The organism is Pseudolabrys sp. (genome assembly GCF_035943735.1).
Classification (GTDB): Bacteria; Pseudomonadota; Alphaproteobacteria; order Rhizobiales; family Xanthobacteraceae; genus Pseudolabrys.
Map to the genome: position 1 here is coordinate 17,501 of NZ_DASZBV010000018.1, position 25,998 is coordinate 43,498.

At 65.6% G+C, this 25,998-nt stretch carries 26 protein-coding genes and 1 tRNA gene (1 of these 27 running past the window's edge); 14 read left to right on the top strand and 13 right to left on the bottom strand.

The features are described 5' to 3' along the window. A protein-coding gene (locus VGV41_RS12280; protein ID WP_326864125.1) for a M23 family metallopeptidase crosses the window boundary here: on the top strand, positions 1–306 show its final stretch. The gene continues 1,662 nt to the left of window position 1, outside the view; 306 of the gene's 1,968 nt are visible here — the last part of the coding sequence; its start codon lies off the left edge, out of view; it ends in the stop codon at positions 304–306. Positions 307–410: 104 nt separating this feature from the next. On the opposite strand, the gene clpB is transcribed toward VGV41_RS12280, so the two are convergent. Continuing rightward, positions 411–3,005 (bottom strand): ATP-dependent chaperone ClpB, encoded by a 2,595-nt coding sequence (gene clpB, locus VGV41_RS12285; RefSeq protein WP_326864126.1) that lies wholly within the window; start codon positions 3,003–3,005, stop codon positions 411–413. Positions 3,006–3,174: 169 nt separating this feature from the next. Here clpB and VGV41_RS12290 point away from each other — a divergent pair, with 169 nt between their 5' ends. After that, positions 3,175–3,945: an MOSC domain-containing protein gene (locus VGV41_RS12290; RefSeq protein WP_326864127.1), complete on the top strand. Its 771-nt coding sequence runs from the start codon at positions 3,175–3,177 to the stop codon at positions 3,943–3,945. On the opposite strand, the gene VGV41_RS23020 is transcribed toward VGV41_RS12290, so the two are convergent. The 3 genes from VGV41_RS23020 to VGV41_RS12305 form a co-directional block, all read right to left on the bottom strand. Beyond that, entirely contained in the window at positions 3,940–4,809 is an 870-nt protein-coding gene (locus tag VGV41_RS23020) for a TIGR02594 family protein (RefSeq protein ID WP_414705096.1), read from the bottom strand. The genes VGV41_RS12290 and VGV41_RS23020 overlap by 6 nt on opposite strands. A 180-nt stretch (positions 4,810–4,989) precedes the next feature. After that, positions 4,990–5,694, bottom strand: coding sequence for a TIGR02594 family protein (locus VGV41_RS12300; protein WP_326864128.1), 705 nt, complete (start codon positions 5,692–5,694; stop codon positions 4,990–4,992). Beyond that, entirely contained in the window at positions 5,694–6,041 is a 348-nt protein-coding gene (locus VGV41_RS12305) for a hypothetical protein (protein WP_326864129.1), read from the bottom strand. Before VGV41_RS12305 ends, VGV41_RS12300 begins: the two co-directional genes overlap by 1 nt. A 202-nt stretch (positions 6,042–6,243) precedes the next feature. On the opposite strand from VGV41_RS12305, the gene VGV41_RS12310 reads away from it, so the two are divergent. The 3 genes from VGV41_RS12310 to VGV41_RS12320 are packed head-to-tail and all read left to right on the top strand — an operon-like array spanning position 6,244 to position 9,166. After that, positions 6,244–7,089, top strand: a complete 846-nt coding sequence (locus VGV41_RS12310) for a chorismate mutase (protein WP_326864130.1) — start codon at positions 6,244–6,246, stop codon at positions 7,087–7,089. A 17-nt stretch (positions 7,090–7,106) separates the two neighbouring features. After that, on the top strand, positions 7,107–8,207 hold the full coding sequence (gene hisC, locus VGV41_RS12315) for a histidinol-phosphate transaminase (RefSeq protein ID WP_326864131.1): 1,101 nt from the start codon (positions 7,107–7,109) through the stop codon (positions 8,205–8,207). Further along, positions 8,204–9,166 carry a prephenate/arogenate dehydrogenase family protein gene (locus tag VGV41_RS12320; RefSeq protein WP_326864132.1) on the top strand — a complete coding sequence of 321 codons (963 nt, stop codon included), beginning with the start codon at positions 8,204–8,206 and terminating at the stop codon, positions 9,164–9,166. The genes hisC and VGV41_RS12320 overlap by 4 nt, the downstream gene beginning before the upstream one ends. 195 nt (positions 9,167–9,361) lie before the next feature. On the opposite strand, the gene VGV41_RS12325 is transcribed toward VGV41_RS12320, so the two are convergent. Beyond that, a complete protein-coding gene (locus tag VGV41_RS12325) occupies positions 9,362–10,489 on the bottom strand; it encodes a DUF2125 domain-containing protein (RefSeq protein WP_326864133.1) in 1,128 nt (375 codons plus the stop codon). Between the two features lie 145 nt (positions 10,490–10,634). On the opposite strand from VGV41_RS12325, the gene VGV41_RS12330 reads away from it, so the two are divergent. Continuing rightward, entirely contained in the window at positions 10,635–11,198 is a 564-nt protein-coding gene (locus VGV41_RS12330) for a gamma-glutamylcyclotransferase (protein ID WP_326864134.1), read from the top strand. A 2-nt stretch (positions 11,199–11,200) separates the two neighbouring features. On the opposite strand, the gene VGV41_RS12335 is transcribed toward VGV41_RS12330, so the two are convergent. Genes VGV41_RS12335 through ftsE form a run of 4 tightly spaced genes read right to left on the bottom strand, consistent with a single transcriptional unit; the run spans position 11,201 to position 14,182 of the window. After that, positions 11,201–11,932 (bottom strand): lysophospholipid acyltransferase family protein, encoded by a 732-nt coding sequence (locus tag VGV41_RS12335; RefSeq protein WP_326864135.1) that lies wholly within the window; start codon positions 11,930–11,932, stop codon positions 11,201–11,203. An 11-nt stretch (positions 11,933–11,943) separates the two neighbouring features. Then, positions 11,944–12,552 carry a YdcF family protein gene (locus VGV41_RS12340; protein ID WP_326864136.1) on the bottom strand — a complete coding sequence of 203 codons (609 nt, stop codon included), beginning with the start codon at positions 12,550–12,552 and terminating at the stop codon, positions 11,944–11,946. A 1-nt stretch (position 12,553) separates the two neighbouring features. After that, a complete protein-coding gene (locus VGV41_RS12345; protein WP_326864137.1) occupies positions 12,554–13,513 on the bottom strand; it encodes an ABC transporter permease in 960 nt (319 codons plus the stop codon). 9 nt (positions 13,514–13,522) lie between these two features. After that, a complete protein-coding gene (gene ftsE, locus VGV41_RS12350) occupies positions 13,523–14,182 on the bottom strand; it encodes a cell division ATP-binding protein FtsE (RefSeq protein WP_326864138.1) in 660 nt (219 codons plus the stop codon). A 226-nt stretch (positions 14,183–14,408) separates the two neighbouring features. On the opposite strand from ftsE, the gene VGV41_RS12355 reads away from it, so the two are divergent. Both VGV41_RS12355 and VGV41_RS12360 read left to right on the top strand, forming a co-directional pair. Beyond that, complete coding sequence (locus VGV41_RS12355; protein WP_326864139.1) at positions 14,409–15,365, top strand: zinc-ribbon domain-containing protein; 957 nt, start codon at positions 14,409–14,411, stop codon at positions 15,363–15,365. 107 nt (positions 15,366–15,472) lie between these two features. Beyond that, complete coding sequence (locus VGV41_RS12360) at positions 15,473–17,461, top strand: glycosyltransferase (protein ID WP_326864140.1); 1,989 nt, start codon at positions 15,473–15,475, stop codon at positions 17,459–17,461. A gap of 4 nt (positions 17,462–17,465) precedes the next feature. Here the strand turns inward: VGV41_RS12360 and VGV41_RS12365 are convergent, their stop codons facing one another. Both VGV41_RS12365 and VGV41_RS12370 read right to left on the bottom strand, forming a co-directional pair. Further along, positions 17,466–18,437: a tripartite tricarboxylate transporter substrate binding protein gene (locus tag VGV41_RS12365; RefSeq protein ID WP_326864141.1), complete on the bottom strand. Its 972-nt coding sequence runs from the start codon at positions 18,435–18,437 to the stop codon at positions 17,466–17,468. Between the two features lie 95 nt (positions 18,438–18,532). After that, a complete protein-coding gene (locus VGV41_RS12370) occupies positions 18,533–18,985 on the bottom strand; it encodes a GatB/YqeY domain-containing protein (RefSeq protein ID WP_326864142.1) in 453 nt (150 codons plus the stop codon). A gap of 106 nt (positions 18,986–19,091) precedes the next feature. On the opposite strand from VGV41_RS12370, the gene carA reads away from it, so the two are divergent. From carA to VGV41_RS12390, 4 genes are all read left to right on the top strand, one after another. Continuing rightward, positions 19,092–20,297 (top strand): glutamine-hydrolyzing carbamoyl-phosphate synthase small subunit, encoded by a 1,206-nt coding sequence (gene carA, locus VGV41_RS12375; protein WP_326864143.1) that lies wholly within the window; start codon positions 19,092–19,094, stop codon positions 20,295–20,297. Between the two features lie 50 nt (positions 20,298–20,347). Continuing rightward, positions 20,348–20,863 carry a hypothetical protein gene (locus tag VGV41_RS12380; protein WP_326864144.1) on the top strand — a complete coding sequence of 172 codons (516 nt, stop codon included), beginning with the start codon at positions 20,348–20,350 and terminating at the stop codon, positions 20,861–20,863. After that, a complete protein-coding gene (locus VGV41_RS12385; RefSeq protein ID WP_326864145.1) occupies positions 20,863–21,564 on the top strand; it encodes a class I SAM-dependent methyltransferase in 702 nt (233 codons plus the stop codon). The genes VGV41_RS12380 and VGV41_RS12385 overlap by 1 nt, the downstream gene beginning before the upstream one ends. A 75-nt stretch (positions 21,565–21,639) precedes the next feature. Next, positions 21,640–21,714: transfer RNA gene (locus tag VGV41_RS12390), tRNA-Ala, on the top strand. A 563-nt stretch (positions 21,715–22,277) separates the two neighbouring features. Here the strand turns inward: VGV41_RS12390 and VGV41_RS12395 are convergent. Together VGV41_RS12395 and VGV41_RS12400 are read right to left on the bottom strand one after the other, a co-directional pair. Then, positions 22,278–23,213 (bottom strand): tyrosine-type recombinase/integrase, encoded by a 936-nt coding sequence (locus tag VGV41_RS12395; protein WP_326864146.1) that lies wholly within the window; start codon positions 23,211–23,213, stop codon positions 22,278–22,280. Between the two features lie 146 nt (positions 23,214–23,359). Continuing rightward, positions 23,360–23,539 (bottom strand): hypothetical protein, encoded by a 180-nt coding sequence (locus VGV41_RS12400; protein WP_326864147.1) that lies wholly within the window; start codon positions 23,537–23,539, stop codon positions 23,360–23,362. 1,110 nt (positions 23,540–24,649) lie between these two features. On the opposite strand from VGV41_RS12400, the gene VGV41_RS12405 reads away from it, so the two are divergent. Both VGV41_RS12405 and VGV41_RS12410 read left to right on the top strand, forming a co-directional pair. Continuing rightward, a complete protein-coding gene (locus tag VGV41_RS12405) occupies positions 24,650–25,261 on the top strand; it encodes a hypothetical protein (protein ID WP_326864148.1) in 612 nt (203 codons plus the stop codon). 166 nt (positions 25,262–25,427) lie between these two features. Then, positions 25,428–25,970, top strand: a complete 543-nt coding sequence (locus VGV41_RS12410) for a DUF4760 domain-containing protein (protein WP_326864149.1) — start codon at positions 25,428–25,430, stop codon at positions 25,968–25,970. The last annotated feature ends 28 nt before the right edge of the window (positions 25,971–25,998 follow it).

Below are 25,998 nucleotides of genomic sequence, written 5' to 3' on the forward strand. Positions count from 1 at the left end.
CTTCTGCGCCACGCCAACGGTTACGAGAGCGCCTACGGTCACATGAGCGCGTATGCGCGCGGCATCGAGGACGGCACGCATGTGCGCCAGGGCCAGGTGATCGGCTTCGTCGGCTCGACCGGCCTGTCGACCGGCTCGCACGTGCACTTCGAAATCCGCATCAACGGCCGCTTCGTCGATCCGATGCGCATCAAGCTGCCGCGCGGCCGCGAGCTTGGCGGAGGGATGCTGGCGAGCTTCGATCAGGAGCGCGAGCGCATCGACGGCATCATGGCGCGCAAGCCGGCGCGCGTGGCGGCGCGCTGAGTTTCACGATTTAAGAGAGAACTGTCCTCCGCTCATGCCCGCGCAAGCGGGCATCCAGCGCCGGGTCCCCGCTTGCGCGGGGACGAGCGGAGGAAGAGGCAGTATTACGCCGCCGCGGCCATCTTGCCGTTGAAGGTGAGGCCGAGCTTGTCGCCCGACACATTCACCGTCTCGCCGTCCTTCACCGTGCCGGCGAGGATCATCTCGGCGAGCGGGTCCTGCACCGACTTCTGGATCACGCGCTTCAAGGGGCGTGCGCCATAGGCCGGGTCCCAGCCCTTGTCGGCGAGCCAGTCGCGTGCACTCGGCTCGAGCACCAGCGTGATCTTGCGATCGTCGAGCAGCTTCTGCAGCCGCACCATCTGGATGTCGACGATGCGGCCCATCTCGGTGCGCTTGAGCCGATGGAACAGGATGATCTCGTCCACGCGGTTCAGGAACTCAGGCCGGAACGCAGAGCGCACCACCGCCATGACCTGATCGCGCACGGCATCGGTGTCCTGGCCGTCCGGCTGGTTCACCAGATAATCGGCGCCCAGGTTCGACGTCATGATGATCAGCGTATTGCGGAAGTCGACCGTGTGGCCCTGCCCGTCCGTCAGGCGTCCGTCATCGAGCACCTGCAGGAGCACGTTGAACACGTCCGGGTGCGCCTTCTCGATCTCGTCGAACAACACGACCTGATAGGGCCGACGCCGCACCGCTTCGGTGAGCGCACCGCCCTCCTCGTAGCCGACATAGCCCGGAGGCGCGCCGATCAGCCGCGCGACCGCATGCTTCTCCATGTACTCGGACATGTCGATGCGCTGAAGCGCGCTCTCGTCGTCGAACAGGTATTCGGCGAGCGCTTTCGTCAGCTCCGTCTTGCCGACGCCGGTGGGGCCCAGGAACATGAACGAGCCGATCGGCCGATGCGGGTCCTGCAAGCCGGCGCGCGCGCGGCGCACCGCGGTCGAGACGGCGCGCACCGCCTCGGCCTGGCCGACGACCCGCTTGGCGAGCTCGTCCTCCATGCGCAGCAGCTTTTCCTTCTCACCTTCGAGCATCCTGTCGACCGGCACGCCGGTCCAGCGCGAGACGACGCCCGCCACGTGATCGGCGGTGACGGTCTCCTCGACCATCGCAGTCTTGCCTTCGGTGTTCTCGACCGCCTTGAGTTTCTTCTCGAGGTCGGGAATGCGGCCGTAGGCCAATTCGCCGGCCTTCTGGTACTCGCCCTTGCGCTGAGCAATGGCGAGCTCGTTGCGCGCATCGTCGAGTTGCTTCTTCAATTCGGTCGCCGAGCCGAGCTTCTCCTTTTCGGATTTCCAGCGGCTGGTGAGGTCGGCCGATTTCTTCTCGAGATCGGCGAGCTCGACCTCGAGCTTGCCCAACCGGTCCTTCGAGCCCGGGTCGCTCTCCTTCTTGAGCGCCTCCTGCTCGATCTTCAACCGCACGATCTCGCGGTCGATCGTATCGAGCTCTTCCGGCTTGGAATCGACCTGCATCTTCAGGCGTGCCGCCGCCTCGTCCACCAGGTCGATCGCCTTGTCGGGCAGGAAGCGGTCGGTGATGTAGCGGTTCGACAACGTCGCCGCGGCGACGATCGCCGAGTCGGCGATCCGCACGCCGTGATGCTGCTCGTATTTGTCCTTCAGGCCGCGCAGGATCGAAATCGTGTCTTCGACCGTCGGCTCGGAGACGAACACCGGCTGGAAGCGCCGCGCCAGGGCAGCGTCCTTCTCGACGTGCTTCTTGTACTCGTCGAGCGTGGTCGCGCCGATGCAGTGCAGTTCGCCGCGCGCCAGCGCCGGCTTCAGAAGGTTCGACGCGTCCATGGCGCCGTCGGCCTTGCCGGCGCCAACCAAGGTGTGCATCTCGTCGATGAAGAGGACGATGCCGCCTTCGGCCGCGGTGACTTCCTGCAGCACGGCCTTGAGCCGCTCCTCGAACTCGCCGCGATACTTCGCGCCGGCGATCATGGCGCCAAGGTCGAGCGCCAGCAGCTTCTTGTCCTGCAGGCTCTCCGGCACGTCGCCGTTGACGATGCGCAGCGCGAGGCCCTCGACGATCGCCGTCTTGCCGACGCCCGGCTCGCCGATCAGCACAGGATTGTTCTTGGTCCGCCGCGACAACACCTGGATGGTGCGGCGGATTTCCTCGTCGCGGCCGATAACCGGATCGAGCTTGCCGTCGCGCGCCGCCTGCGTCAGGTCCCGGGCATATTTTTTCAGCGCATCATAGGCATTCTCGGCGGAGGCGGAATCCGCAGTTCGGCCTTTGCGCAGCGCATTGATTGCGGCGTTGAGGTTCTGTGGTGTGACGGCGGCGGCTTTGAGAATCTTCCCGGCCTCGCTGTCCTTCTCCAGCGCGAGGCCAAGCAGCAGTCGCTCGACGGTGACGAAGGAATCGCCCGCCTTCTCGCCGGCCTTCTCGGCCGCGTCGAAGACTCGCGCCAGAGCGGGATCGAGATAGACCTGGCCGGCGCCGCCACCGGAAATCTTCGGCCGCTTGGCGAGCGCAGCTTCCGTCTGCTGCAGCGCCTGGCGCGAATTGCCGCCGGAGCGGTCGATCAGGCCCGCCGCCAACCCCTCCGGGTCGTCAAGCAGCACTTTCAGGAGGTGTTCGGGGGCAAACTGCTGATGGCCCTCGCGCATGGCCAGCGACTGCGCTGACTGCACGAACCCGCGGGCGCGGTCGGTGTATTTCTCGAAATTCATGGTCTCAACTCCTTCGGCCCAAACTGGCACCGTTTCCGCGGGTCCCCATCGTGGGCGGCCCGCCTCGATCCATTATGTGGGAACGCTTATGCGGGTTTGAAGAGCCCTTCCGCTTGAGATAGGTCAGGACGAGCCCCTTTTCCCGCCGGAATCAGGTCCCTCAATTTCCATGGCAGCCGCCACGATCCAGTCGATCTATCACTACCCCGCTAAGGGGCTGTCGCCGCAGGCGCTCACCCGGGCCGCCCTGACCGCCGGCGGCACCCTGCCGGCCGACCGGCTCTACGCCATCGAGAACGGCCCGACCGGCTTCGATGCTGCCCACCCGGCCTACTTCCCCAAGCAGCGCTTCCTGATGCTGATGCGCAACGAGCGGCTTGCGGCCCTGAAGACGGACTTTGACGAGGCGAGCCGCACGCTCAGCATCCGCCACGAGGGCCGCGAAGCGGCGCGCGGCGACCTCCGCACGGCAGAGGGCCGCGCCAACATCGAGGCGTTCATGGCGGCCTTCTGCGCCGACGAACTCAACGGTCCGCCGAAGGTCCTCTACGGGGAAGGCCATTCGTTCTCGGACGTGGCGAAGAAGGTGGTCGCGATCATCAACCTCGCCTCGATCGCGGCGGTCGAAACCGCCGTCGGGCGGCCGGTCGACCCGTTGCGCTTCCGCGCCAATCTGTACGTGACCGGCTGGCCTGCCTGGCGCGAGTTCGAACTCATGGGCCAGGAAATTGACGCCGGCGGCGCGCGGCTGAAGGTGGTGAAGCGCATCGTCCGCTGCGCGGCGACCAACGTCGATCCGCTGACCGGCGTGCGCGACATGACGATCCCGCAGACGCTGATGCAGACCTTCGATCACATGGATTGCGGCGTCTACGCCGAGGTCGTTACCGGCGGCGAGATCGCGGTCGGCGATACGGTGCGTGACGGCAGGCTGCTATAGCGCCTTGTGCTTGCGGCCTTCGAGCGTTCCGATCAACTCGGAAAACGGGTTGCCGACCGCGCGCGCGACGGGCGCAGCCTGCCGCGGCGCGTCCGACATCTGCTGCACCACGCGGTGCGGCACAGGCGCAGGCGCAGGTTCAGCGCGCCGTGGCGGCTGCCGCGCCTCGTGCTTCACGGCCGGCGTTTCGGCGTGCGCCTGCTCGGCCTCGATCGCCGCGATCAATTCGGTGATGGGCGAATCGACGCCGCCGTCCGCACCCGGCACGCTGACCGGGCCATTGGCAGCAATTCGCGTCTCGCCGTGGCGCGCGCTCGGCATCACATAGGCGATCACTCGCGAGCGCGAATAGATGCCCTCGCCGACCGTCCGATTGTGATTGCCCGAGATGATGATCGGATCGCCGTTCTTGTCGATGCCGGAGACGACGCCGACATGGCCCCCGCGCCTGCCGCGCGTGAGGACGGCGATGGCGCCGACGCGCGGCTCGGAGATGCGCCGTCCGTAATAGGCGAACGACCGTGCAGCATCGGAATTGGTGCCGGCATAGCCGAGCTTGGCAAGAATGAAGTTCATGAACGTGGCGCACCAGAGCCGCTTCCGGTCGGTCGGATTGGTGCCCATGTATTTGCGCGCTTCCGAAACCAGCGCCGGCACGGCGTAGCTCGTGTGCGCCGACAACGAAACCTCGGTGAGCGGATGAGGAGCGAGCGCTGCGGAGCGCTGCGCCGGGCGGACGGGGTGCGGATGCTGCGCCGGCGGCGCGTGACGCGGGCGCGGCAGCGGCGTGCCCGCAGCGGGTTCGATCAGGATCGCGAGGCCGACACAGCCGGCGGCGAAGGCAAACCTTGTCCGTGAACGCATGGCGGGTGCCCAGTCTTCTTGAGCGCCGGAATGAGGCCGGCCCGCACCCGATTTATCACGCCACTTTTAGTCGCTTTCGAGCGATTGAATTTACAATGAAGTGGTTTACGCGGCGCGCGTAACCTTAACGCGCAAGCGCGCGCCCGCTTGCAAAACGGGCGCGCGCTCGACGTCGATCGATCAGCCGCCGGGTTCGACGTAAGCCGCGATGCGGCTACGCGGATAGACCGACTCGGCGACCGTGTTGTTGTGGTTGCCCGACACGATGATCGGGTTGCCGTTCGGGTCGATGCCGCTGACCACGCCGACATGACCGCCGCCGCGCCGGTACATCACCGCGATGGCGCCGACGCGCGGGCCGCCAATGCGACGACCGTAGTGCAGATAGCCGGTGGCAAGATTGCCACCGCCACGGTGGCCCGTGTCGCGCAGAACCTTGTCCATGAACGCCCCGCACCAGAGCGTGCGCCGGTCGGTTGGATTGGTGCCGAGATAACGGCGCGCATCCGCGACCAACGAACTGCCGCCGAAGCTGCCGAACGTGCTCACCGGCTCGGTGGCGACGTGCTCACGCTCGCCACGACGGCGGCTGACGCGGCTATGGCGCGCAGGCGCAACGGTGGCTTCGGACTCGACGCCTCTCGCGCCGTACTCGGGCATGCTGCCCGGACCGCCGTAAGCGCCGGTCGGTGCCGCCACCATGGAGTGCGCGGCGCCAGAGCGATATTCCGCACGCAGGTGGCGATGATGCACGACATGATGCGCAACATGCTCATGGTGGCGTACGTAGCGATGATGGTGCGGCCGCGCTGACGCGGCACTTGAGCTCGCCGCGAAAGCGACCGAGCACGCCAAGACCGTCGCACCATATTTTACAAGTCTCATCAGATCATTCTCCTCGTTGATCCTTTTGAGCGTTTCTCCCCAAACACTTCAGCGCCTTTTCCAAATTGGAAGAAAGGCTGAAGCGTGTCAGCTTTTTGATTGCTGGATGGATTTTTCGTGCCATACGCCGGAATCGGCAGCACGCAGGGCTGCCATACCGTAATTTTGTGCGGTGTCCAACATATTTTATCGGCTTTGAATACGTCGGCAGATGACGGATGAGCGCACGAGGGATGGTTGTTGTCGTCGCGCGATACACGCATGTCCGTTTCGAACAGTCTTTTTGTAAATTTCCGACGCGCGAGGCCGGGCATCCCGCTCCAGGCGGGTAAGAGAGATTGCAGCATCGACGTTCCAAAGAAAAAAACCGCGGGCGAAATGTTCGGTGGCCGCGCATTATCGTCGCGAGGCGCAGAGGCATGCGCTCGATCGGCGGCGAATGGCCGCGGGCGCCCCGGGCACAAGCCGCGCGGCACAGGGGCGGGGCGGCATCAACCCACACGGAACGCCTGTTTGATTTCGTACGCCGGCGCATTTATCAATAGCCGCATGTCAAAGACCCCCGACGTCCCCTCCCTCGCCGAACTGCGCAAGGACATCGACCGCATCGACGAGACGATGCACAATCTGCTGATCGAGCGCAGCGAGATCATCGGGCGCCTCATCGCGGTCAAGAAGAGCCAGGAGACCGGTTCGGCCTTCCGGCCCGCGCGCGAGGCCGAGATGATGCGGCGGCTGGTCGAGCGCCACAAAGGCATCCTGCCGCTCGACACGGTCGAGAGCATTTGGCGCGTCATCATCGCCACGTTCACCTATGTGCAGTCGCCCTTCTCGGTGCATGCCGACCTCTCCGCCGGCGACGCGCTGATGCGCGACAGCGCCCGCTTCCATTTCGGCTTCACGGTGCCGTTCGTGCCGCACATGGGCGCGTCCGGTGTCGTGCAGGGCGTCTCCGAGTCGAAGGGCGACCTCGGCCTTGTGCCGGCGACCGCCGTGGCCGGGGCCGGCGCCTGGTGGAGCGCGCTCGAATTCGACACCGCGCCGAAGATCATCGCCCGCCTGCCCTTCGTCGAGCGCCCGGATCATCCGGCCGCGCTGCCAGTGTTCGTGTTGTCGCGCGTCGCCGCCGATGCCATGGCGACCGACATGTCGGTCTGGAGCGTGCGCGTCTCCGGCTGGAGCGCCAAAGCGGCGCAGGCCCTCGCGGCTGAGGCGGACTTCATCGCGGTACCCGACCGCGCCTTCGACGGCGCGGCGCTGCTCATGAGCCTGCCCAGCGACAATTCGCTCGACGGCATCAAGGCGACCCTGGTCAAGGCCGGCGCCACCTTGCGCTCGGCGGCCCTCGTCGGCAGCCACGCAACCCGCTATACGGTTGCCGCCGACAAGGCCTGAAACGTCCGGATCCGACCATGACCGACCGTCCGCAACCGCGCCCCGGCGTGCTCGACATTGCCCCGTACATCCCGGGCAAGAGCAGCGCGCCCGGCGTCGCCAAGGTGTTCAAGCTCTCGTCCAACGAGACGCCGCTGGGCCCGAGCCCGCATGCGATCGCCGCCTACAACGAGGCCGGCAAGCACCTCGAGGATTATCCGGACGGCGCCGCGACCGCGCTGCGCGAGGCGATCGGTCAGACGTTCGGCCTCGATCCGGCGCGCATCGTCTGCGGCGCCGGCTCCGACGATCTGCTCAACCTGATCGCCCGCGCCTATCTCAAGGACGGCGACGAGGCGATCCACGCCACGCACGGCTTTCTCGTCTATCCGATCGCGACGTTGGCGGCCGGCGCGAAGCCCGTCGTCGCGCCGGAGACCGATTACACGGCCAACGTCGATCACCTGCTGAGCGCGGTGACGGCTAAGACCAGGGTCGTCTTCCTCGCCAACCCGAACAATCCGACCGGCACCTACATCTCGTTCGACGAGGTGAAGCGGCTGCATCGCGGCTTGCCGCCGCACGTGCTGCTCGTGCTCGACGCGGCTTACGCCGAATACGTCGATCGAAACGATTACGAGGCCGGCATCGAGCTCGTGGCCACGTCCGAGAACGTCGTGATGTGCCGCACCTTCTCGAAAATCTACGGGCTGGCGGCGCTCCGGCTCGGCTGGATGTACGGCCCGGCGCACATCGTCGACGCGGTCAACCGCGTTCGCGGCCCGTTCAACGTGAACGCGCCGGCGATCGCCGCCGGCATCGCCGCCATCCGCGACACCGCGCATGTCGAAAAGGCGCGCGCGCACAATAAGCACTGGCTCGCCTGGCTCACCGAAGAGATCCGCGAACTCGGCCTGAAGGTGACGCCGAGCGTGGCCAACTTCGTGCTCATCCATTTCCCGGAGACGCCGGGCCGCACCGCCAAGGAGGCCGACGCCTTCCTCACCAAGCGGGGCCTCATCTTGCGCGGCGTCGCCGGCTACAAGCTGCCGCATGCGCTGCGCATGACCGTCGGCGGCGAGGAGGCCAATCGTCTGGTCGTCGCCGCGCTGCGCGACTTCCTGGGGAAGGCCGCGTGAGCAAGACCCTCTACAATCGTCTCGCGCTGATCGGCGTCGGGCTGATCGGCTCGTCGATCGCGCGCGCGGCGAAACTGCAGAACGCCGTCGGCTCGATCGTCGCCACCGCGCGCTCGCCGGAGACGCGGCGGCGCATCGCTGAGCTCGGCCTCGCCGACCAGGTGGTCGAGACGAATGCCGAGGCGGTCGAAGGCGCCGATCTCGTCATCGTCTGCATTCCGGTCGGCGCCTGCGGCGCCGTCGCGGCCGAGATCGGGCCGCACCTTGCGCCCGGCGCCACCGTTTCGGATGTCGGCTCGGTGAAGGGCTCGGTGGTGCGCGACATGCGCCCGCATTTGCCCGCCCATGTGCACTTCGTGCCTGCGCATCCGGTGGCCGGCACCGAATATTCCGGGCCCGACGCCGGCTTCGCCGAGCTGTTCGTGAACCGTTGGTGCATCCTCACCCCACCGGACGGAACCGACGCGGCGGCGACCGACAAGCTGGCCCAGTTCTGGACGCTGCTCGGCGCCAATGTCGAGGCGATGACCCCGGAGCATCATGACCTGGTGCTGGCGGTGACCAGCCATCTGCCACATCTGATTGCCTACACCATCGTCGGTACGGCGGACGAATTGCAGAACGTGACGCGTTCCGAGGTGCTGAAGTTCTCGGCCGGCGGCTTCCGCGACTTCACGCGCATCGCCGCTTCCGACCCGACGATGTGGCGCGACGTCTTCCTCGCCAACAAGGACGCGGTGCTGGAAATGCTCGGCCGCTTCAACGAGGACATCTCGGCGCTGACGCGCGCGATCCGCAACGGCGACGGCGCGACTTTGTTCGAGCACTTCGCGCGCACGCGCGCGATCCGCAAGGGCATCGTGCAGATTGGCCAGGATTCGCCGGCGCCCGACTTCGGCCGCCCGCATCCGGACCTGCCGCACACGCCGATGCCGAAGCCTTACGCCGCGGAAGAGTAGTGCTTCGTTGAATATATCGAGCGTTGCGACACGCCCGCTTCACCTCTCCCATAGGGAGAGGTCGCCGCACGAAGTGCGGCGAGTGAGGGGTTACAAACTCACTGACTCCTGAACCCCCTCACCCCAACCCTCTCCCCACAGGGGAGAGGGAGCCTGCCGTGCCGTAGGCCAAGTCTAATCCGACACAACCGCGAACTAGAACAACGCCGGCGTCTTGCCGATCGGGATCGGCCCGAGGAACATCGCGCCGTCTTCGAAGCGCAGCGGCAGCGCCACCGCGGGCCGCCCTTCGAGCGTCGTCTGCTGGCCGAGCGCGTTGATGCCGGCACCAATATTCGAGCTGAGCTGCTCGCGCGCGGCGTTGCCGAGGCCCGGAGCCAAACGGTCGAGCGCCCCGGCCAGTTTGTCCATCGCCGGCGAGCTCTGCACCATCTGCTTGGCGCCGATCTCATCGAGGAACTGTTCGAGGCCGGCGACGGTGACCTGGATCTGGCCGTCGAGATGGCCGCCGGCGTTGAGCGTCAGCGCGCCGTTGCCGACCGCCAGGATGTCGCCTTGCGATACGCGCGCCTGCGGCACCTCGATGCGGCCGCCAGCCGCCTGCAATTCGCGGAAGCGCACCTTCCAGGGCTTCGGCGAGAAATCGGTGACGCCGCGCAGGACCGTATCGATCGTCGCATCGATCGGCTTGGTCGCGGCCGGATGAAGGCCGGGAAGCGACGCCTGCTGTACACGCAGCGCCGTCTCGATGCCGCCCTTGTCATCGGCCGACGGGGCAGCGACGCGCCCATGCAATTCCAGATGCTGGGCCTTGAGCCAGACGTCGCGCTTGCCGCCGGCGACATGGTCGATCTCCGGCGCGTCGAAGACCAGCGACACGCGCTGCGGCGTCGCCGCCAGCCCGCGCACGCTCGATTGTCCCAACGTCCAGTTCGCCTCGAACTCGGGAGTCGCGCCGGCGCCGCCGATGCTCACGGGACCGTCGAACTCGCTGATCAGAAGGGTCGGATCGTAGATCTGCGCGGCGACGAGAATGCGTGGCAGCCGCACATCGAGCGGCGGCGAGAAGTTGCGGAACTCGGCCGTCACCGGCCGGCACGTCACCTCGATGCGGAACGGATAGCCGGCGATGTCTTGCGAGCCACAGCCGAACACGCGGCCCGCCGCGGCCTCGTGCTCGCGCCAATCGGCAATCACCTCGGCCGCGCGCCCGGAGGCGTACCACCAGAAAGCGCTCCAGCCGCCGATGAGCGCGAGCACGAAAACCACCATCGCCAGATAGCGGCGGCGCGTCCGGCGACGGGATTTCAGATCGATCGGCATATCCGACATCGCGGCTCACACACCTTCCGAATGCGGCGTTTCTGCGCCAAATCTCCCAGGCGCGGCCTTGCGCTGGCGGCAGGCGGCTGGTACCGGAGCCGCGTTCCTTGCTCCTTGTCAACGCCGCAGGCCACTCCCGCGCAGGATGAGCACAACAATCGACCAGTGGGGCGGCGATCTCTGGGTTTTTGCCTACGGCTCGCTGATGTGGCGGCCTGGTTTTGAATTTCAGCAGCGCCGACCCGCGCGCGTGATGGGCGCCCATCGCGCCCTCTGCGTCTATTCGTTCGTGCACCGCGGCACGCCGGAGAAGCCGGGACTGGTGCTCGGGCTCGACCAGGGCGGCAATTGCCGCGGCGTCCTCTATCGCGTCGCTGCCGCGAAGCGCGCGGAGACCATCGCGTATCTGCGCGGGCGCGAGCAGGCGACCATGGTCTATCGCGAATGCTGGCGCTCGGTCTGGTTCCTGGATGACCCGGGACAGCGGGCACAGGCGCTTTGCTACATGGTCGACCGTGGGCACGAGCAATATGCCGGCCGGCTGAGCCTGGAAAAGCAATTGCACTACGTGCGGCAGGGGCATGGCCGCTCGGGCAACAACCGCGATTACGTGCTGGAAACGGTGGCCGAGATCGAACGGCAGGGTTACCGCGACCCCGAGCTGCACCTGCTGGCCGATCGGCTCAAAGGCGTGCACGAGCACGCGTGAATTCAGCCGGCGCGCCGCGCCCCGCCCTCGGCGACGAGCCGCGCCGTCGCCGTTTCGATCTCGTCCTGCAAACGCCGGATGAAGTCCTCCTTGTCGAGCCCCGGCGGGATCGGATCGAGGATCTCGACCACCACCGTGCCCGGACGCCGCAGGATCGACCGGCGCGGCCAGAACACACCCGAGTTGAGCGCGACGGGCAGACAGGGCACGCCTTCGGCGGCGTAGAGATACGAGACGCCGTATTTGTAGCGCGGCTCGGCGCCGACCGGCCGCCGCGTGCCTTCGGGGAAGATGATGAGCTGTCGCCCGCGCGCGAGCTCGACGCGCGCCCGCTCCGCCATCTGCACCAGCGCCTGCGAGCCGGCGCGGCGATCGACCGCGACCATGCGCCCCTTGATCGTCAGCCAGCCGAAGATCGGAATCCACTGCAGCTCGCGCTTCATGATGAAGGTCGGGCTGTCGAACAGGTGCAGCAGGGCGAAGGTCTCCCACGCCGACTGGTGCTTGGCGGCGACGATGACGGCGCCCGGCGGAATCTTCTCGCGTCCGCGCAGCTCGAAATCGACGCCGGCGATGACGCGCAGCAGGACGAGGTTGACGCGCCCCCAGGCCTTCGCGACTTCAACGATCGCCTGATACGGCAGGAAGAACGTCGGCAGCGCGATGATCAGGAAGACCAGCGTATTCAGGTAGAAGCAAATGTTGAATGCGACAGAGCGCAGAATCGTGACCATGGCCGCGCTCCTCACGTAGTGTCCGGATCGATGCGCATCCGGACGTGCGCGAAGAGATATTTCAGATATTCGCTGATGAAAAGCCGCATGGTCTCGCCGTTCGACCACCAGGGATTGGCCTTGATCTTTTCCGACACGACCGGGAACGGGATCAAGGTCGTCTGCGGCATCTGGTGCTCCATCTCGGCCATGGCGCGCGGCATATGCCAGTTCGACGTGACGATGATCAGCGAATTGAAATTGTGCTCGACCGCCCAGCGCTTGGTCTCGATGGCGTTGCCGAAGGTATTGAGCGCGGAGCGGTCGAGATCGACGCAGCAGGTGAAGTACTTCGAATAGAGCGGCATCAAATGCGCAATCTCGGCGGCGCGCGTGTCATGGTGCACGCCGGTGATCAGCAGCCGCTTGCCGCGGTCGGCGGCGAGAAGTTCGATCGCATCGGGGATGCGCGCGGGGGCGCCGGTGAGCACGACGATGCCGCTGGCATTGCGGTCAAGCGAAACCTCCTCGGTCTTGATCTGCCAGACGAACCAGAAAAAGCCGCCGGTCAGCAACAGCGCGGCGACGAGGCCGGCGGTTATCGTGAGGAAGCCGATCCAGCGGACCAAACCGGAAAACATATCAGTCGATCATCTCGAGCGTGCTGTTGACGGTGTGCCGCGAGGTGAAGGCGGTCACACCGGCGATCAGAAAAACCTGGAACAGCACCGCGACATAGCCGCCGATGCCGATGGCGAAGGAGCCGAACAGCGCCGTGGTCTGCTCGCCGCCCGCCGTGCTGCCGAACCAGCGGCTCAAGCCCGCGGCCAGCGCGAACAGCGCCACCGCGGCGCCGCCGCCGATGGCGCCGCCCTCGAGCCCTAGCAGCAGAAAGTGACGCTGGAAATTCTCGGCGATGAACCGGTTCTTGGCGCCGACGAAATGCAGGACTTCGATGACGGTCTTGTTCGTGGCCATGGCGCCGCGGGTCGCGAACGTGACGGACAGGATCGTTGCGGCGATCATCAGCACCAGGATGGTGACGCCGATGGCGATGGCGGTGCCGGACATCGTGCGCATGCGGTCGATCCAGCCGCGATGATCGTCGAGCACGGCGCCGGGCACCTGCTGCGTGAGGTCGTTACGCAGCAGCGGCAGATCCGGCGCAGCGCCGCGCGCGACCTTCACCACGATCAGCCGCGGCACCGGCAGTTCGTCGAGCGTCAGCCCGCTGCCGAGCCATGGCTCGAGCAGCTTTGCCGATTGCTCCCTGGTGTAGGCCTGCACGTCGGCGATGCCGGGGAAGTTCTTCACCACCGCGGTCGCCTTGGCGACGTCGGCGTCGGTATCCCGGCCGGACGCCGGGATGATCTGCACGGTCATTTCGTGCGAGACGTCGGATTGCCATTCGCTGGCGGCCTTGCTCACCAGGATGACGCCGCCGGTGGTGAGCGAGGCGAGGAAGGTCATGATCGCGACCACCGCGACCAGCGCACGCCCGGCAATCGAATTGCGCGGCACCAAAGGCGTCTCGTAGCGCGGCTGCGGCACGGCAGAGACGCGCGGCACCGGCGTGAAATCGCTTCGGACGGTTTCGCTCATCCCCTCGCCTCAGTCGTAGATGTGCAGGCGGCCGTCGTGCAGCACGAGGCGCCGGGCATCGTACTGGTCCATCAAGGCGATGTCGTGCGTCGCGATCACCACCGAGGTACCGGACTTGTTGAGCTCGATGAACAACCTGAGCAGCCGCTGGCCCAAAGTCGGGTCGACGTTGCCGGTCGGCTCGTCGGCAAGGAGCAATTGCGGACGGGCGATGACGGCGCGGGCGATGGCCGCGCGCTGCTTCTCGCCGCCGGAGAGGACGGGCGGCAGCGCCCAGATGCGCTCGCCGAGGCCGACCCAGTTCAGGAGTTCGATCACCTCCTCGCGGTAGCTGTCCTCTGGCCGGCCCATCACGCGCAACGGCAACGCGACGTTCTCGTAGGTGCTCATGTGGTCGAGCAGCCGGAAATCCTGGAAGACGATGCCGATCCGCCGCCGCAGCGTTGCGACCGCGTCCTTGGACAGGGTCGCCACGTCATGGCCGAACTGGGTGATGAGGCCGCGGGTCGGCTTCAGCGACAGGAACAGGAGGCGCAGCAGGGAGGTCTTCCCCGCCCCTGACGGGCCGGTCAGAAACTGGAATGAATGCGGCTCGATGCGAAAGGTGAGGTCGCGCAGAACCTCCGGCCCCATGCCGTAACGCAATCCAACATTTTCGAATCGGACCAAACCCGTCTCCGCCACCCCGGCTCGTCAACCCCCGCAAGGCCGGCCAGCGCGCCCCGCAACGCTGATTCCCCGCTAGAACCAAGGTTTTACAGCATTATGGCCGCGCCGCCAGAGCGGAAAGGCCGCCCATCCAAGGCATTCGGGCGAGGCCATTCGCCGCCCCATGGTTTCCGGTCCTTTAACGGTCGGCTGCTAGGTTTCTGACCGGGCTACCGGTTTGGATTCCATGCTGATCGTCTGTCCGAGTTGCGCGACGTCCTACCAGATCGACCCCGGGTCGGTCGGGGGGACGGGACGTATGGTGCGATGCGCACGTTGCCGGGCGACCTGGTTCGCGACCGCGCCGGCGCCCGGGACGACGGTCGACGCCTTCGTCGACAGCGTTATCGCCGAGGCCGAGGCCGAGCAGGCGCCGCCGGCCACTCCGCCCACCGCAGCGCGGGAGCCGGTCCTTCCCGCCGTCACGAACATCGCCCCGCCGGACGACTTCGGCCACGACGAGGCCGCGCCGGGATCGGTGCCCGACGTCCATGCGCCCGAGGCTGAGACGGCGAATTTCGCCGCGGCCGACGACTTTGTGGCCGCCGAAGCCGAAACGGTGACCATCGCCGACTCGCCGTCGCTGGTGCCGCCGATCGAGCACATGCCGCTGCCGGAGCCGGGCGCGAAGGCGGAAGATGATTCGGAATCCTTCGTCGCCCGCCGCCGCCGCCTGCAGACGAAGCGGCAGAAATCGCGGCGTTCGTCGCGCTGGACGGCGATCGTGCTCGTGCTGTTTGCCTTCAACGTCGCACTGATCGGCGCCCGCAACGAGGTGGTGCGCTACCTGCCGCAGACCGCGTCGCTGTTTGCCGCCATCGGCCTGCCGGTCAACCTGCGCCAGCTCGACTTCGAGAAGGTGCACATCACCCGCGAGACGCAGAACGGCGCCAGCATCCTCTTGGTCGAGGGCAAGATCGTCAGCAAGTCGCACAAGCCGCTCGAAGTGCCGCGGCTGCGCTTTGCCGCACGCAACGCGACGGGGCAGGAGGTCTATGTCTGGACCGCCAAGCCCGAGCGCAGCGTGCTGAACCCGGGCGAGGCCCTCGAATTCCAGAGCAGCCTGGCCAAACCACCGGCCGACGCCACCGACGTGATGGTGCGCTTCTTCACGGCCTCGGACGCCATGGCCGGCGGCAAGTAGCCGCACCGACCTGCCGCGACACCGCCCACGGCCTAAAATTCAATCTACAGTTGTATAACGGCGCAACCACCGCTAGCATCGCCAGCACAATCTGCGGTGGTAGCGTTATGTGGCGTCGCGTGGGGGCCGGCGAGAGCCGCGCCGGCCTGGGGAGGAACACGGCCGGATTGGGCTCCCTTTATCCGGAGCTCGACTGCGTGCGCGCCTGCGTCGCCCCGGCGGCGCTGACCGCGGCCGAGGACCGCGCCGCCCGCCTGGCCATCGGCGCCGACCGCGCCCTGATCGCGGCAGGCGCCATCGACGAGGAGAGCTACGCCCGCGCTTTGGCCGAGCACATCGGGAGCCGGTTCGAGCCGTTCGACGACGTCCCGCGCGATCGCTGCACGCTCAGCGACGAACGCCTGATCGAAGCCGCCGCCGCCGGCCTCGTCCCGCTCGGCGACGGCGAACAGCCCACGCTCGTGGTCGCGCCGCGCCACGCTGCCGCACGGCGTCTGATGCAGTTGGCCGACCGCGCTCCGGAGCTGTCGCAGCGCTTTCATTTCACGACGACGGAGCGGCTCAATGGCTTCGTCCTCGGCCATGCCGGCGCAGCGCTGAGCGAGCGCGCCACCGGCTTGCTCGAGGCAGTGTCGCCGGCGCTGTCGGCGGCTCCGCCCTGGCGTCCCGGCCAATTGCGGCTGGTCCTGCCGATGACCCTCGCGGGCCTGGCCCTCTTCCTGTGGGCGCCGGCCACGACATCGCTGGCGCTCGAAGCGGTGCTGGCGCTGTTCTTCCTCGCCTGGCTGGTGCTGCGGTTGTCCGGCGCGGCCGTGCGTCCGGAGAGCCGGCCGCCGATCTCCGCAGGCGCCGACGACGAGCTGCCGATCTATACCGTGATCGCCGCGCTGTACCGCGAAGCGCGCTCGGTCGACAAATTGCTGCGGGCGATCGACCGGCTCGATTATCCACCCGAGAAGCTCGACATCATCCTCGCCATCGAAGCGGACGATCTGGAGACGCGCGGCGTCATCGATGCGCGCACGAGCAAGCGTCCGCTCTCGGTCATCGTCGTGCCGACGGGCGGGCCGCGCACCAAGCCGAAGGCGCTCAACGTCGCGCTGGCCTTCGCGCGCGGCGCCTACACCGTCGTCTACGACGCCGAGGACCAGCCGGAGCCCGACCAGTTGCGCCGCGCCCTCGCCGCCTTCGCCACCGCCGGCGACCGGCTCGCCTGCGTGCAGGCGCGGCTGTCGATCGACAACACCGACGACAGCCTGCTGACACGTCTGTTTACCGCCGAATATGCGGCGCAATTCGACGTGTTCCTCGGCGGGCTGGCGGCGCTCGGTCTGCCGCTGCCGCTCGGCGGCTCGTCCAATCATTTCGCCACCGCCGTGCTGCGCGAGGTCGGCGGCTGGGACGCCTGGAACGTCACCGAGGATGCCGATCTCGGCATGCGGCTCGCCCGTTTCGGCTATCGCTCCGGCGTCATCGCCTCGACGACCTACGAGGAAGCGCCGGCGCGGCTCGGTCCCTGGCTGCGCCAGCGCACGCGCTGGTTCAAAGGCTGGATGCAGACCTGGCTCGTGCACATGCGCGCGCCGGTGCGGCTCTGGCGCGATCTCGGCGCCGCCGGCTTCTGGACATTCCAGCTCGTGGTCGGGGGCAACGTGCTGTCGGCGCTGGTGCATCCGCTGTTCGCGGCGAACCTCGCCTATGCCTGCGTGACGAACAGCGGATTGAACCTTGACGTGCTGCTCGTGCTCTATGGCTTGAATCTGGTGAACGGCTATGTGTCGTCGGCCGTGCTGGGCTGGATCGGTTTGTCGCGCCGGCGCCTGACGCGCACGGCGTGGATCCTTCTGCTCACGCCGCTGCACTGGCTGCTGTTGTCGTGGGCGGCGTGGCGCGCGCTCTATCAATTGCTGATCGCGCCCTACAGGTGGGAGAAGACCGAGCACGGCCTCGCCCGCCATTCGCGGCGCATGCGGCGGCTGACGCAGTCTTTGCTTGCGCTGGAGCGAGAGCTCGCCGCAGCGCACGCGGCCGGCGCGGTGCCGAAAATAAACGGGGCGCCCGCGGTGGCCGCGGGCGCCCCGGTGCAGAACAGCTGACGCCTTACTGCTGCTCCATGCCGGCGTCCTTCACCACCTGCTGCGCGGTGGAGCGGCCGGCCTTGATCTCGGCAGCGAACTCTTCCGGCGTATCGAGCGCCGGCACGAGACCGCGGGGGAACAGGTTCTTCTCCTGGAACTCCTTCTCGCCGACGATCGCGCGCACTTCCTTGTTGATCCTGTCGATGACGGGCTTCGGCGTGCCGGCCGGCGCGAACAGCCCGTACCAGCTGCGCGACGGCGGGCCCTTGTAGCCGGTGTCGGCGAGAGTCGGCACGCTCGGCAATTGCGGCGTGCGGATATTGTTGGCGAGTGCGAGAGCCTTCATCTTGCCGGCCTTGATGTGCGGCATGACATTGCCGATGCCGATGAGCGCGATCGGAGTCGAGCCCGACAGCACCGCGTTGGTCGCCTCGCCGCCGCCGCGGAATGGCACGCGCACCCAGTCGGCGCCCTTCTCTTTCTTGAGATGCTCCATGTAGACGACCAGCGGCAGCGACGCAGTGAGGTAACTGAGCGTGCCCTTCTTCGCCTTCGACAGCGCGACGAGATCGTCGACCGTATTCACCTTGAGCTCGGTGTTCACGATCAGCGCCTGGATGATGCTGAACAGGTTGACGATCGGCGTCAGTCCGGTCTCCGCATTGTAGGTGAGGTTCTTATAGAGATATTGATTGTAGATCAGCGGATCGGCGTCGACGATGCAGATCGTGTAGCCGTCGGGCTTGGCCGCGGCACAGGCGCCCATGGCGATGTTGCCGGCCCCGCCGGGGCGGTTCTCGATGATGATGTTCTGACCCATGCGCTGCCGCAATTTGTCGGCGAGCACGCGCATGAAGATGTCACTCAGGCCGCCGGCGCTGGATGTCGTCAGCACCTTGATCGTGCGGGTCGGATAGTCCTCGGCGCGGGCCGGAGCGGCCGCGCTGATGACGATGGCTGAAAGCAGGAACAGGCAGGCCGCAAGGCGCCGCATGGCGTGAACTCCCCCGTGAGCGTTTCCAGACGTTTATTGTTGTCAGCGGGGGTATTTGAACATCGACCTCGCGCGCCGGCAAGGCGGAGAGGCGGTCAGCCCGCCAGGCGGGCCTTCACCAGCGCGCTCGCCTTGCCGAAGTCCATCTGCCCGGCGTACTTGCCGCGCAGGACGCCGATGACCTTGCCCATGTCCTTCATGCCGGCGGCGCCGGTCTCGGCGACGGCGGCGTCGATGGCGGCCTTCATCTCGGCCTCCGACATCTGCTGCGGCAGGTAGCCCGAGATGATGGCGATCTCCTCCTGCTCCTGCTTCACCAGGTCGTCGCGGCCGCCCTTCTGGTAGAGCTCGACCGACTCCTGCCGCTGCTTGATCATCTTCTGCAGGATCGAGAGCACGGCCGCGTCGTCGAGCGGCTTGCCGGTCGTGCGCGCCTCGATGTCGGCGTTCTTCAGCGTCGCGTTGACCATGCGCAGCGTCGAGACCGCGCGCTCGTTCTTGGCCTTCATCGCCTCGGTCAGGGCTTTGTTGATGTCGTCGCGCAGCACGGTGCTAATCCCTTGAAAAATGGCCCCCGGACCGACCCGCAACGCGGATGGGGTCAACCCCCGCCGGTCCCTTGCCTTCCCATACATAATACGCAACTAAGAGGCCATGACCCAGACGCAAGGAAACCCGGCCGGGGCTTGGGCGGAACCCAAAGCCACGGCAGTTTTGGTGCTGGCCGACGGAACGGTGCTGGAGGGCTTCGGCTTAGGGGCCACCGGCCATGCCGTCGGCGAGGTGTGCTTCAACACCGCCATGACCGGCTACGAGGAGATCCTCACCGACCCCTCCTACGCCGGACAGATCATCACCTTCACGTTCCCGCACATCGGCAACGTCGGGACCAACGAGGAGGACATCGAGAGCGTCAACATGGCCGCCCGTCCGGGCGCCTGCGGCCTCATCCTCCACACCGACATCACGGCACCGTCGAACTACCGCGCCACGCGCGGGCTCGACGAATGGCTCAAGGCCCGCGGCATCGTCGGCCTCGCCGGCATCGACACCCGGGCGCTGACCGCGCTCATCCGCGAGAAGGGCATGCCCAACGCCGTCATCGCGCATGCGCCGGACGGCAAGTTCGATCTCGCCGCGCTGAAGAAGGAAGCGCGCGAATGGCCCGGCCTTGTCGGCATGGACCTCGTGCCGCAGGTGACGAGCGGCCAGCGTTTCACCTGGGACGAAACCGAGTGGGTCTGGGGCAAGGGCTACGGCCGCCAGGACAATCCTGAATTCCATGTCGTCGCCATCGACTACGGCATCAAGCGCAACATCCTGCGCCTGCTCGCCGGCGCCGGCTGCAAGGTGACGGTGGTTCCGGCCAAGACGTCGGCCGAGGACATCATGGCGCTCAAGCCGGACGGCGTGTTCCTGTCGAACGGCCCCGGCGATCCGGCGGAAACCGGCAAGTACGCGGTGCCGGTGATCAAGACGCTGGTGGACTCAGGCACGCCGACCTTCGGCATCTGCCTCGGCCACCAGATGCTCGGCATCGCCATGGGCGGCAAGACGCAGAAGATGCATCAGGGCCATCACGGCGCCAATCATCCGGTGAAGGACGTGACGACCGGCAAGGTCGAGATCACGTCGATGAATCACGGCTTCGCGCTCGACAAGGAGTCGCTGCCGAAGAACGTCGAGCAGACGCACTTCTCGCTGTTCGACGGCTCGAACTGCGGCATCGCGCTCAAGGACAGGCCGGTGTTCTCGGTGCAGTACCACCCGGAGGCCTCGCCCGGCCCGCGCGACAGCCATTACCTGTTCACGCGCTTCGTCGACATGATGCGGCAGAAGAAGCAGAAGAAGAGCGCGTAACGCGGGGCGCGCAGCGAGCCCGGACCGGCCGCACTGCGTTGATCGGTACCATGTCCAAGCCCCTCACCTATCAATTCAGCGACGACGGCATCGTCCCGAACAACGCATTGCCGGTCGTCGTCTACGAGGGCGCGCTGGATCTCGGCCGCAGCGGCAATCCGGCGGCGGCGATCGAGGCGCTGTTCCGCTCGAACGGCTGGGGCCGCGACATGTGGCGCAACGGCGTCTTCCCGTTCGTGCATTACCATTCGATGATCCACGAGGCGCTCGGCATCGCCCGCGGCCACGGCCGCATCCAGCTCGGCGGCCATCAGGGCCAGGTCTTCGACCTCAAGACCGGCGACGTCGCCATCCTGCCGGCGGGAACCGGGCACCAGAAGCTCTCCGCCAGCGACGACTTCCTCGTTGTCGGCGGCTATCCGCCCGAGGGCACCTACAATCTCTGCCGCGGTGACAATCCCGCCGAACGTGATAAGGCCTTGCAGACGATCCCGCGCGTGCCGCTGCCGCAGAGCGATCCCGTGCTCGGCACGAGCGGCGGCCTCACCGATCTCTGGACCCGCTGATGGACTGGATCAGCTTCTACGATTTCAAGCATTCCGTGATCTACGTGAATGCGCGGCACCGCGACGTGCACTACCGCACCATCGCCACCGACATCGCCAAGCTTGTGCCCTCGCCGGATGCGCGCGTGATGGACTACGGCTGCGGCGAGGCGACGTCGGCGGCGATCCTTGCCGATGCTTGCGGCCATCTCACCATGGTCGAGGCGGCGCCGAACGTGCGCGCCGCGCTCGCCGCGCGCAACGCCGGCAATGCCAGGATCGCGGTGATGACGCCGGACGAGGCTGCGGCCGAGCCGGCGCAGTCCTACGACATGATCGTGCTGCACTCGGTGGCGCAATACCTCAGCGCCGCCGAGCTCGACGGCTTGCTCGCGCGGTTCCACCGCCTGCTCAAGCCGGACGGCCTGTTCGTCCTCGGCGACATCATCCAGCCGCGGCTCGCGGCGCCGATGGCGGCGATGGCGTTGCTGCGCTTCGGCGCCGCCAACGGCTTCTTCTGGGCGGCGGTCGGCGGCCTGATGCGCATCTTCGTGTCCGACTACCTGAAGATCAAAAGCCAGGTCGGGCTGTCGCATTACGAGGAAGCGGACATGCTGATGAAGCTGCGCGACGCCGGCTACGACGCGAAGCGCGCGCCGCGCAATATCGGCCACAATCAGCAGCGCATGACCTTTCTCGCGCGGCCGCTAACCGGGCATTAACCGCACGCGCCGCGGGAACCCACAGTGGCCGCTCGCATAACTTTCCATCAAGCCTGCGCCCTTACGACAGGTGTCGGCCCGGTGGCGGAGTGGCGACGCAGAAGCCATGCAAGGTCTTCCAGCCTGGTTCGATTCCAGGCCGGGCCTCCACCCGCTTAGTTGAGCATTGATTTAGCTCGCGAATTCTACCAAAAAGTCCCACCGCAGCTCGAGGTGGGACACAGTTTCGTTCGCGGCTGTTCTAGTTCATCGAGCGTTCCTTTGGGGCCGGGGGTACTGGTCCCTTTCCATGGTCCCTAGCCCCTTTTGAAGCGAGCGATGGCCCCTTTTCACATGCCGAATTTATTCGTCATCTTAGCCGTAACAGCGCATGATGGGACATCACCGGCGAGGCTTTGTCCCGTAGGTGTCGGTGACTGAGAGACGCGTCCCCGCTCCCGCTCGCATCCTAGGGGGGAGACTATGACCGCTCAAAATACGTCCAAGAATGCACCTGAGTGTCACCGCTGCGGTAGCGCCATGGTGTTCGTATCGGCACAGATCGCCGCTTCAAAACCCGTCAATATCTTCCTCTGCTCCAATTGTGTCGTATTGGAAGTGAGGGGAGAGGCCGAAGCTATGGCGCAAATGCCAGAACGTGCCCGAAGTCAGAACATCATTCCGATACAGTAAGGCCCGCCTCAGTTGGCGGCCTCTTTCGTTGGTGCCGCCTCTTAGCGGCTGTTGTCTAGAAGATGCATGGCCGAATCGGCGAGCCGCTTCTGATCGGCGGCTCGCGTATACAGCTCAGCTTGCTCGATCGAGTCCCAACCGAAAATAGCCATGAGCTGACGGGCTGTAGCGCCTTTTTCAGCGGCGATCGTCGCTCCGGCCTTGCGTAAACCGTGCGCTGTGCAGTGGGCTAGCTCCGCCTGGTCGCACCACTCGCGCATCTTGTTGCCGAAGCCAGCATCCGTGAACGCGCGCCCGAAATCGGTCACGAGGAACGTCAGATCACCGCAGGGGGAGGCATCAATGACCTCTTGGAGGACGGGCAAGATGGTCAGTGTGAGCCGCTTCGGCTTGCGATTCCGATTCTTGTGCTGCGTGAAGGTGAGCTTGCCTTGGTGCACATGCTGACGGCCAAACCTGATCGCGTCTGATCGCCGCTGCCCAGTAAACAATAGAAGAGACAGCGCAAGGCGCGCCTTCGTCCCGATCGGATGTCGCTCCTCGAATTGACGGACCTCCTCGACGCTCCACGTGTGGTAGCCGGTCGAGCCGGTCTTGAATTTTTCGATCTCTCGGGCCGGATTCGCCGTCACGTAGTGCTTCTTGACCGCGAACTTGAACACCTGCCGGATCGCCTTGATTCGGCTATTCGCCGCTTCTGGCGCATTCATCTTCCGATCCCGCAGAACCTCGATGGCCTCCGGATCCATCCGACCCAAGGGCATGTCGCGAAAGAACCGGTCAGCGCGCGGCGCTATCGGCTCGTCGAAGGTCCCCTCGAGGATTAGACGGCGCACACGCTGAGTCTGCGGATCAAGCCGCTTAAAATCCATGCATTCGGAAAAGTACTTCACACAAAGCCACCGCCAGGTGTTGGGGGCAATCCCGTGCTGAATACGCGGCGCTGGAGCGCCCTTGGCCTGCTCGTAGGCGGCCATGAACTCGGGCGTCCAAGGGATGCCGCGCAAGCGGACCTTCGGACGGCCTCGAACTCGGTAATAAGTTCGGATGTTTCCGTGCCGGTCGGTATCTTCGACGCAGCCGGGCGGCAATCGGCGTGGCATTTCCGGCGAGCATACCAGCATCAGACTGCCACCTTCCAGTCTTCAGCAGTCCCTTCGCTATGCTCATCCGGCAGAGCATCGAAGGCCAGATCGAGCGCGCGAACATCCCAAACCTTGCGGCTGTCAATCAGCTTCGCGGGTCCCACCCTGCCATCCTGCCGCATCTGATCGAATTTCGACGGCGAAACGCCGAGATACATCGCGGCCTCCTCTCGAGAGAGGCCGCGCCGCGGGCCGGGACGAATCTGAGAAAGGGTGGCAACCATCGCGGACGGAAATTGCGCGAGAATGCCCCTGCCCGCCAGAGGAACAAATTTCAGTTCTTGCTACATCACTTCTGCATAGCTCGGAATTCGACTCCCTCAGCGCGCGGGGATCATGAACGGCCAATGTTGGCCCTTTAGCCACGGCAAGGGCGCTTGCCATAAGCTGCGGCTCGTCCCGCGACAGCGCAGCCTCGATTCAGGGCGGCAGTGGTGTCGCTAAGCGCATGACCTCTCGTTTCCTTGCATCGTGAATCAGCGGGCGCAGGGGGAAGATGCCGGGTTGTCTTTGTCTCTCCCGACAACGAGAGGGTTTTCCAGCTTATCCCCAGACAGCGGCGGCCGGGCCGGTTCCACGGTCATGTCGCGTACAGACAACATCCCGATACCCCGACACTGTCAGATTGGGTAAGGGGCTCCTCGGGGGCGCCTGTGAGCGATCGTACTGACCAGATCATCGCCTCATTAAAGATGCCGAGGCCGCCGTGCCCTCTCTGCGCATGGCCGCTGTGGCAGACCGGGATTGAGCACTTGGCGTCTGACCGTGAACGCCGGTCATTCCTGTGTCCGCGTTGTGAATACGTTGATGCCCAAGAGACGCGGATAATGCGGCCGGCGGCTTAGCGATGGCTCGGCAGCCGATCTACTTGCCATGGACCGAGGCTGACGACGAACTGCTTCAGCGGCTCTGGCGTGCTCCGTTGACGGTCACGGCGATAGCCCGCCGTATGCACCGGAATACAGAGACGATCCGCGCCAAGGTGAATGCGTTGGGACTGCCACCGAAGGTGCGCTCTGTGCCCGCGCGATCAGGGAGTGGACCCCGGAGGGAATAGCGCCCGGGGGTCCTGAGGACGATGCGCGCCAGGGCGAGCACTCCTCGAATCGACGCCGCCAATATGGCTCTGTCGCGCGGCAGGCTCCCCGGAATTCGGAGCTTCGGGCGCGAGTGGGCGAGGTTTTCCTCGTCATGCTCGTATCGGTTGACGAATGCGCGAGTCTTCCGCACCATGCGATCCTTAGCTGTAGCAGGGGCTAGGGGTTGGAATGCGCTTTTTGGTCTATGTGCTCGCGGCCGGGGCCGTTTGGGCGTGCGTTGGCTCTTCCGATGAGGCTACTAGCAAGGAGCGCGGAAGCGAGATAGCGGGGCTTGCCAAAACGTGCGCCGAATTTCGAGAGCGCTTGGCCGCTTCCGGCAAAATCTTCGGAGACGTAGTACCGCGATTTAGTTTCCGCGACTGGGATGAGGACCATCCTGACGATCCGAAAACAGATAATCGGGCCTACACCGTCGAGAACGTGAAGGCGGTTGATGGCGAGCTCGATTGCGCTCGGAAGTCCGATCAGCTCTCAGTTTTCCAGATGAACGTCACCACCGCTGGCGAGGACAGGGACGATCTCCTTGCCGTTGGTCGGTTCATGGTCTCGATGTACGCCGTGACGTGGGCTTACACGGGCTGGTCAAAGCCCAAGGTGCAAAAGATTGTCAGTGACCTAATTAAGAAGGCGAATAGCGAAGCAAAGAAAAGCGAATTCCGCGGGGATTCGGTGACGCAAGGTAAGGCGGAGTACGAGATCACGGACGATGTTGATCTGGACTACACGGTGGGCGGTGGGTTGACCCTCATGATCGACGCCAGCACTTCTCCCCAGCAGTAGACCGCTCGCTACTTCAGGACACACCACCCGAGGGTACTGGCCCCTTTAGCCCCAAAAGGGGCCAGCCGGGATTTGAAAAGGGGCCGGTGAGCAATTCACCATGAGCCATACATTTCGGTTGTAGAGGGCCGCCCTTTCGTGCACGTTTTTGTTGCAGGGGGACTCAGTGCTGCTAGCCGCGACAACCGAAGCCGCCATTTTTCTTGGGCTGACGGCCGAAGGGTGGATTGCCACTGGGACTTTTGTGCTTGCCGCCGCGACCGTAGTCCTAGTGGCGGTTGGACTGTTCCAGATTAGTTCTGCCCGAGAAGAGACCAAGAAGACCCGAACCCTTGAGGCTTGCGACCGGTATGATCGCGACGCCGTACTATATAACTGCTTGAGAAGGCTGGCGTTTGCGAAGACTAGCGGTGCTTTGGCTGCGGAACCTACAAAGTTCCGGCCGGAGGTAAGCACCCTGTTGAATTACTTGGATTCCCTTGCTGTTGGGATAGCTCAAGGCCTATATATCGAGGAGCTGGCAAGGGACCATGTGGAACCAATCCTCAAGCGCCACGTAGACCAGTTCCTGGGGCCGGATGCGCCGAATGTCGGCCTTGATCGCGCCAATTACGCTTGCTTAACGGAGTTGAGAGCTAAGTGGTCGAACTCGACTCCTAGGTTCCAAGACGGCCAATCTCGCTGGAAGAGGAGGAAGAAACAACAATGACGGTGATCAATCGTTCGGGTCCCAAGTT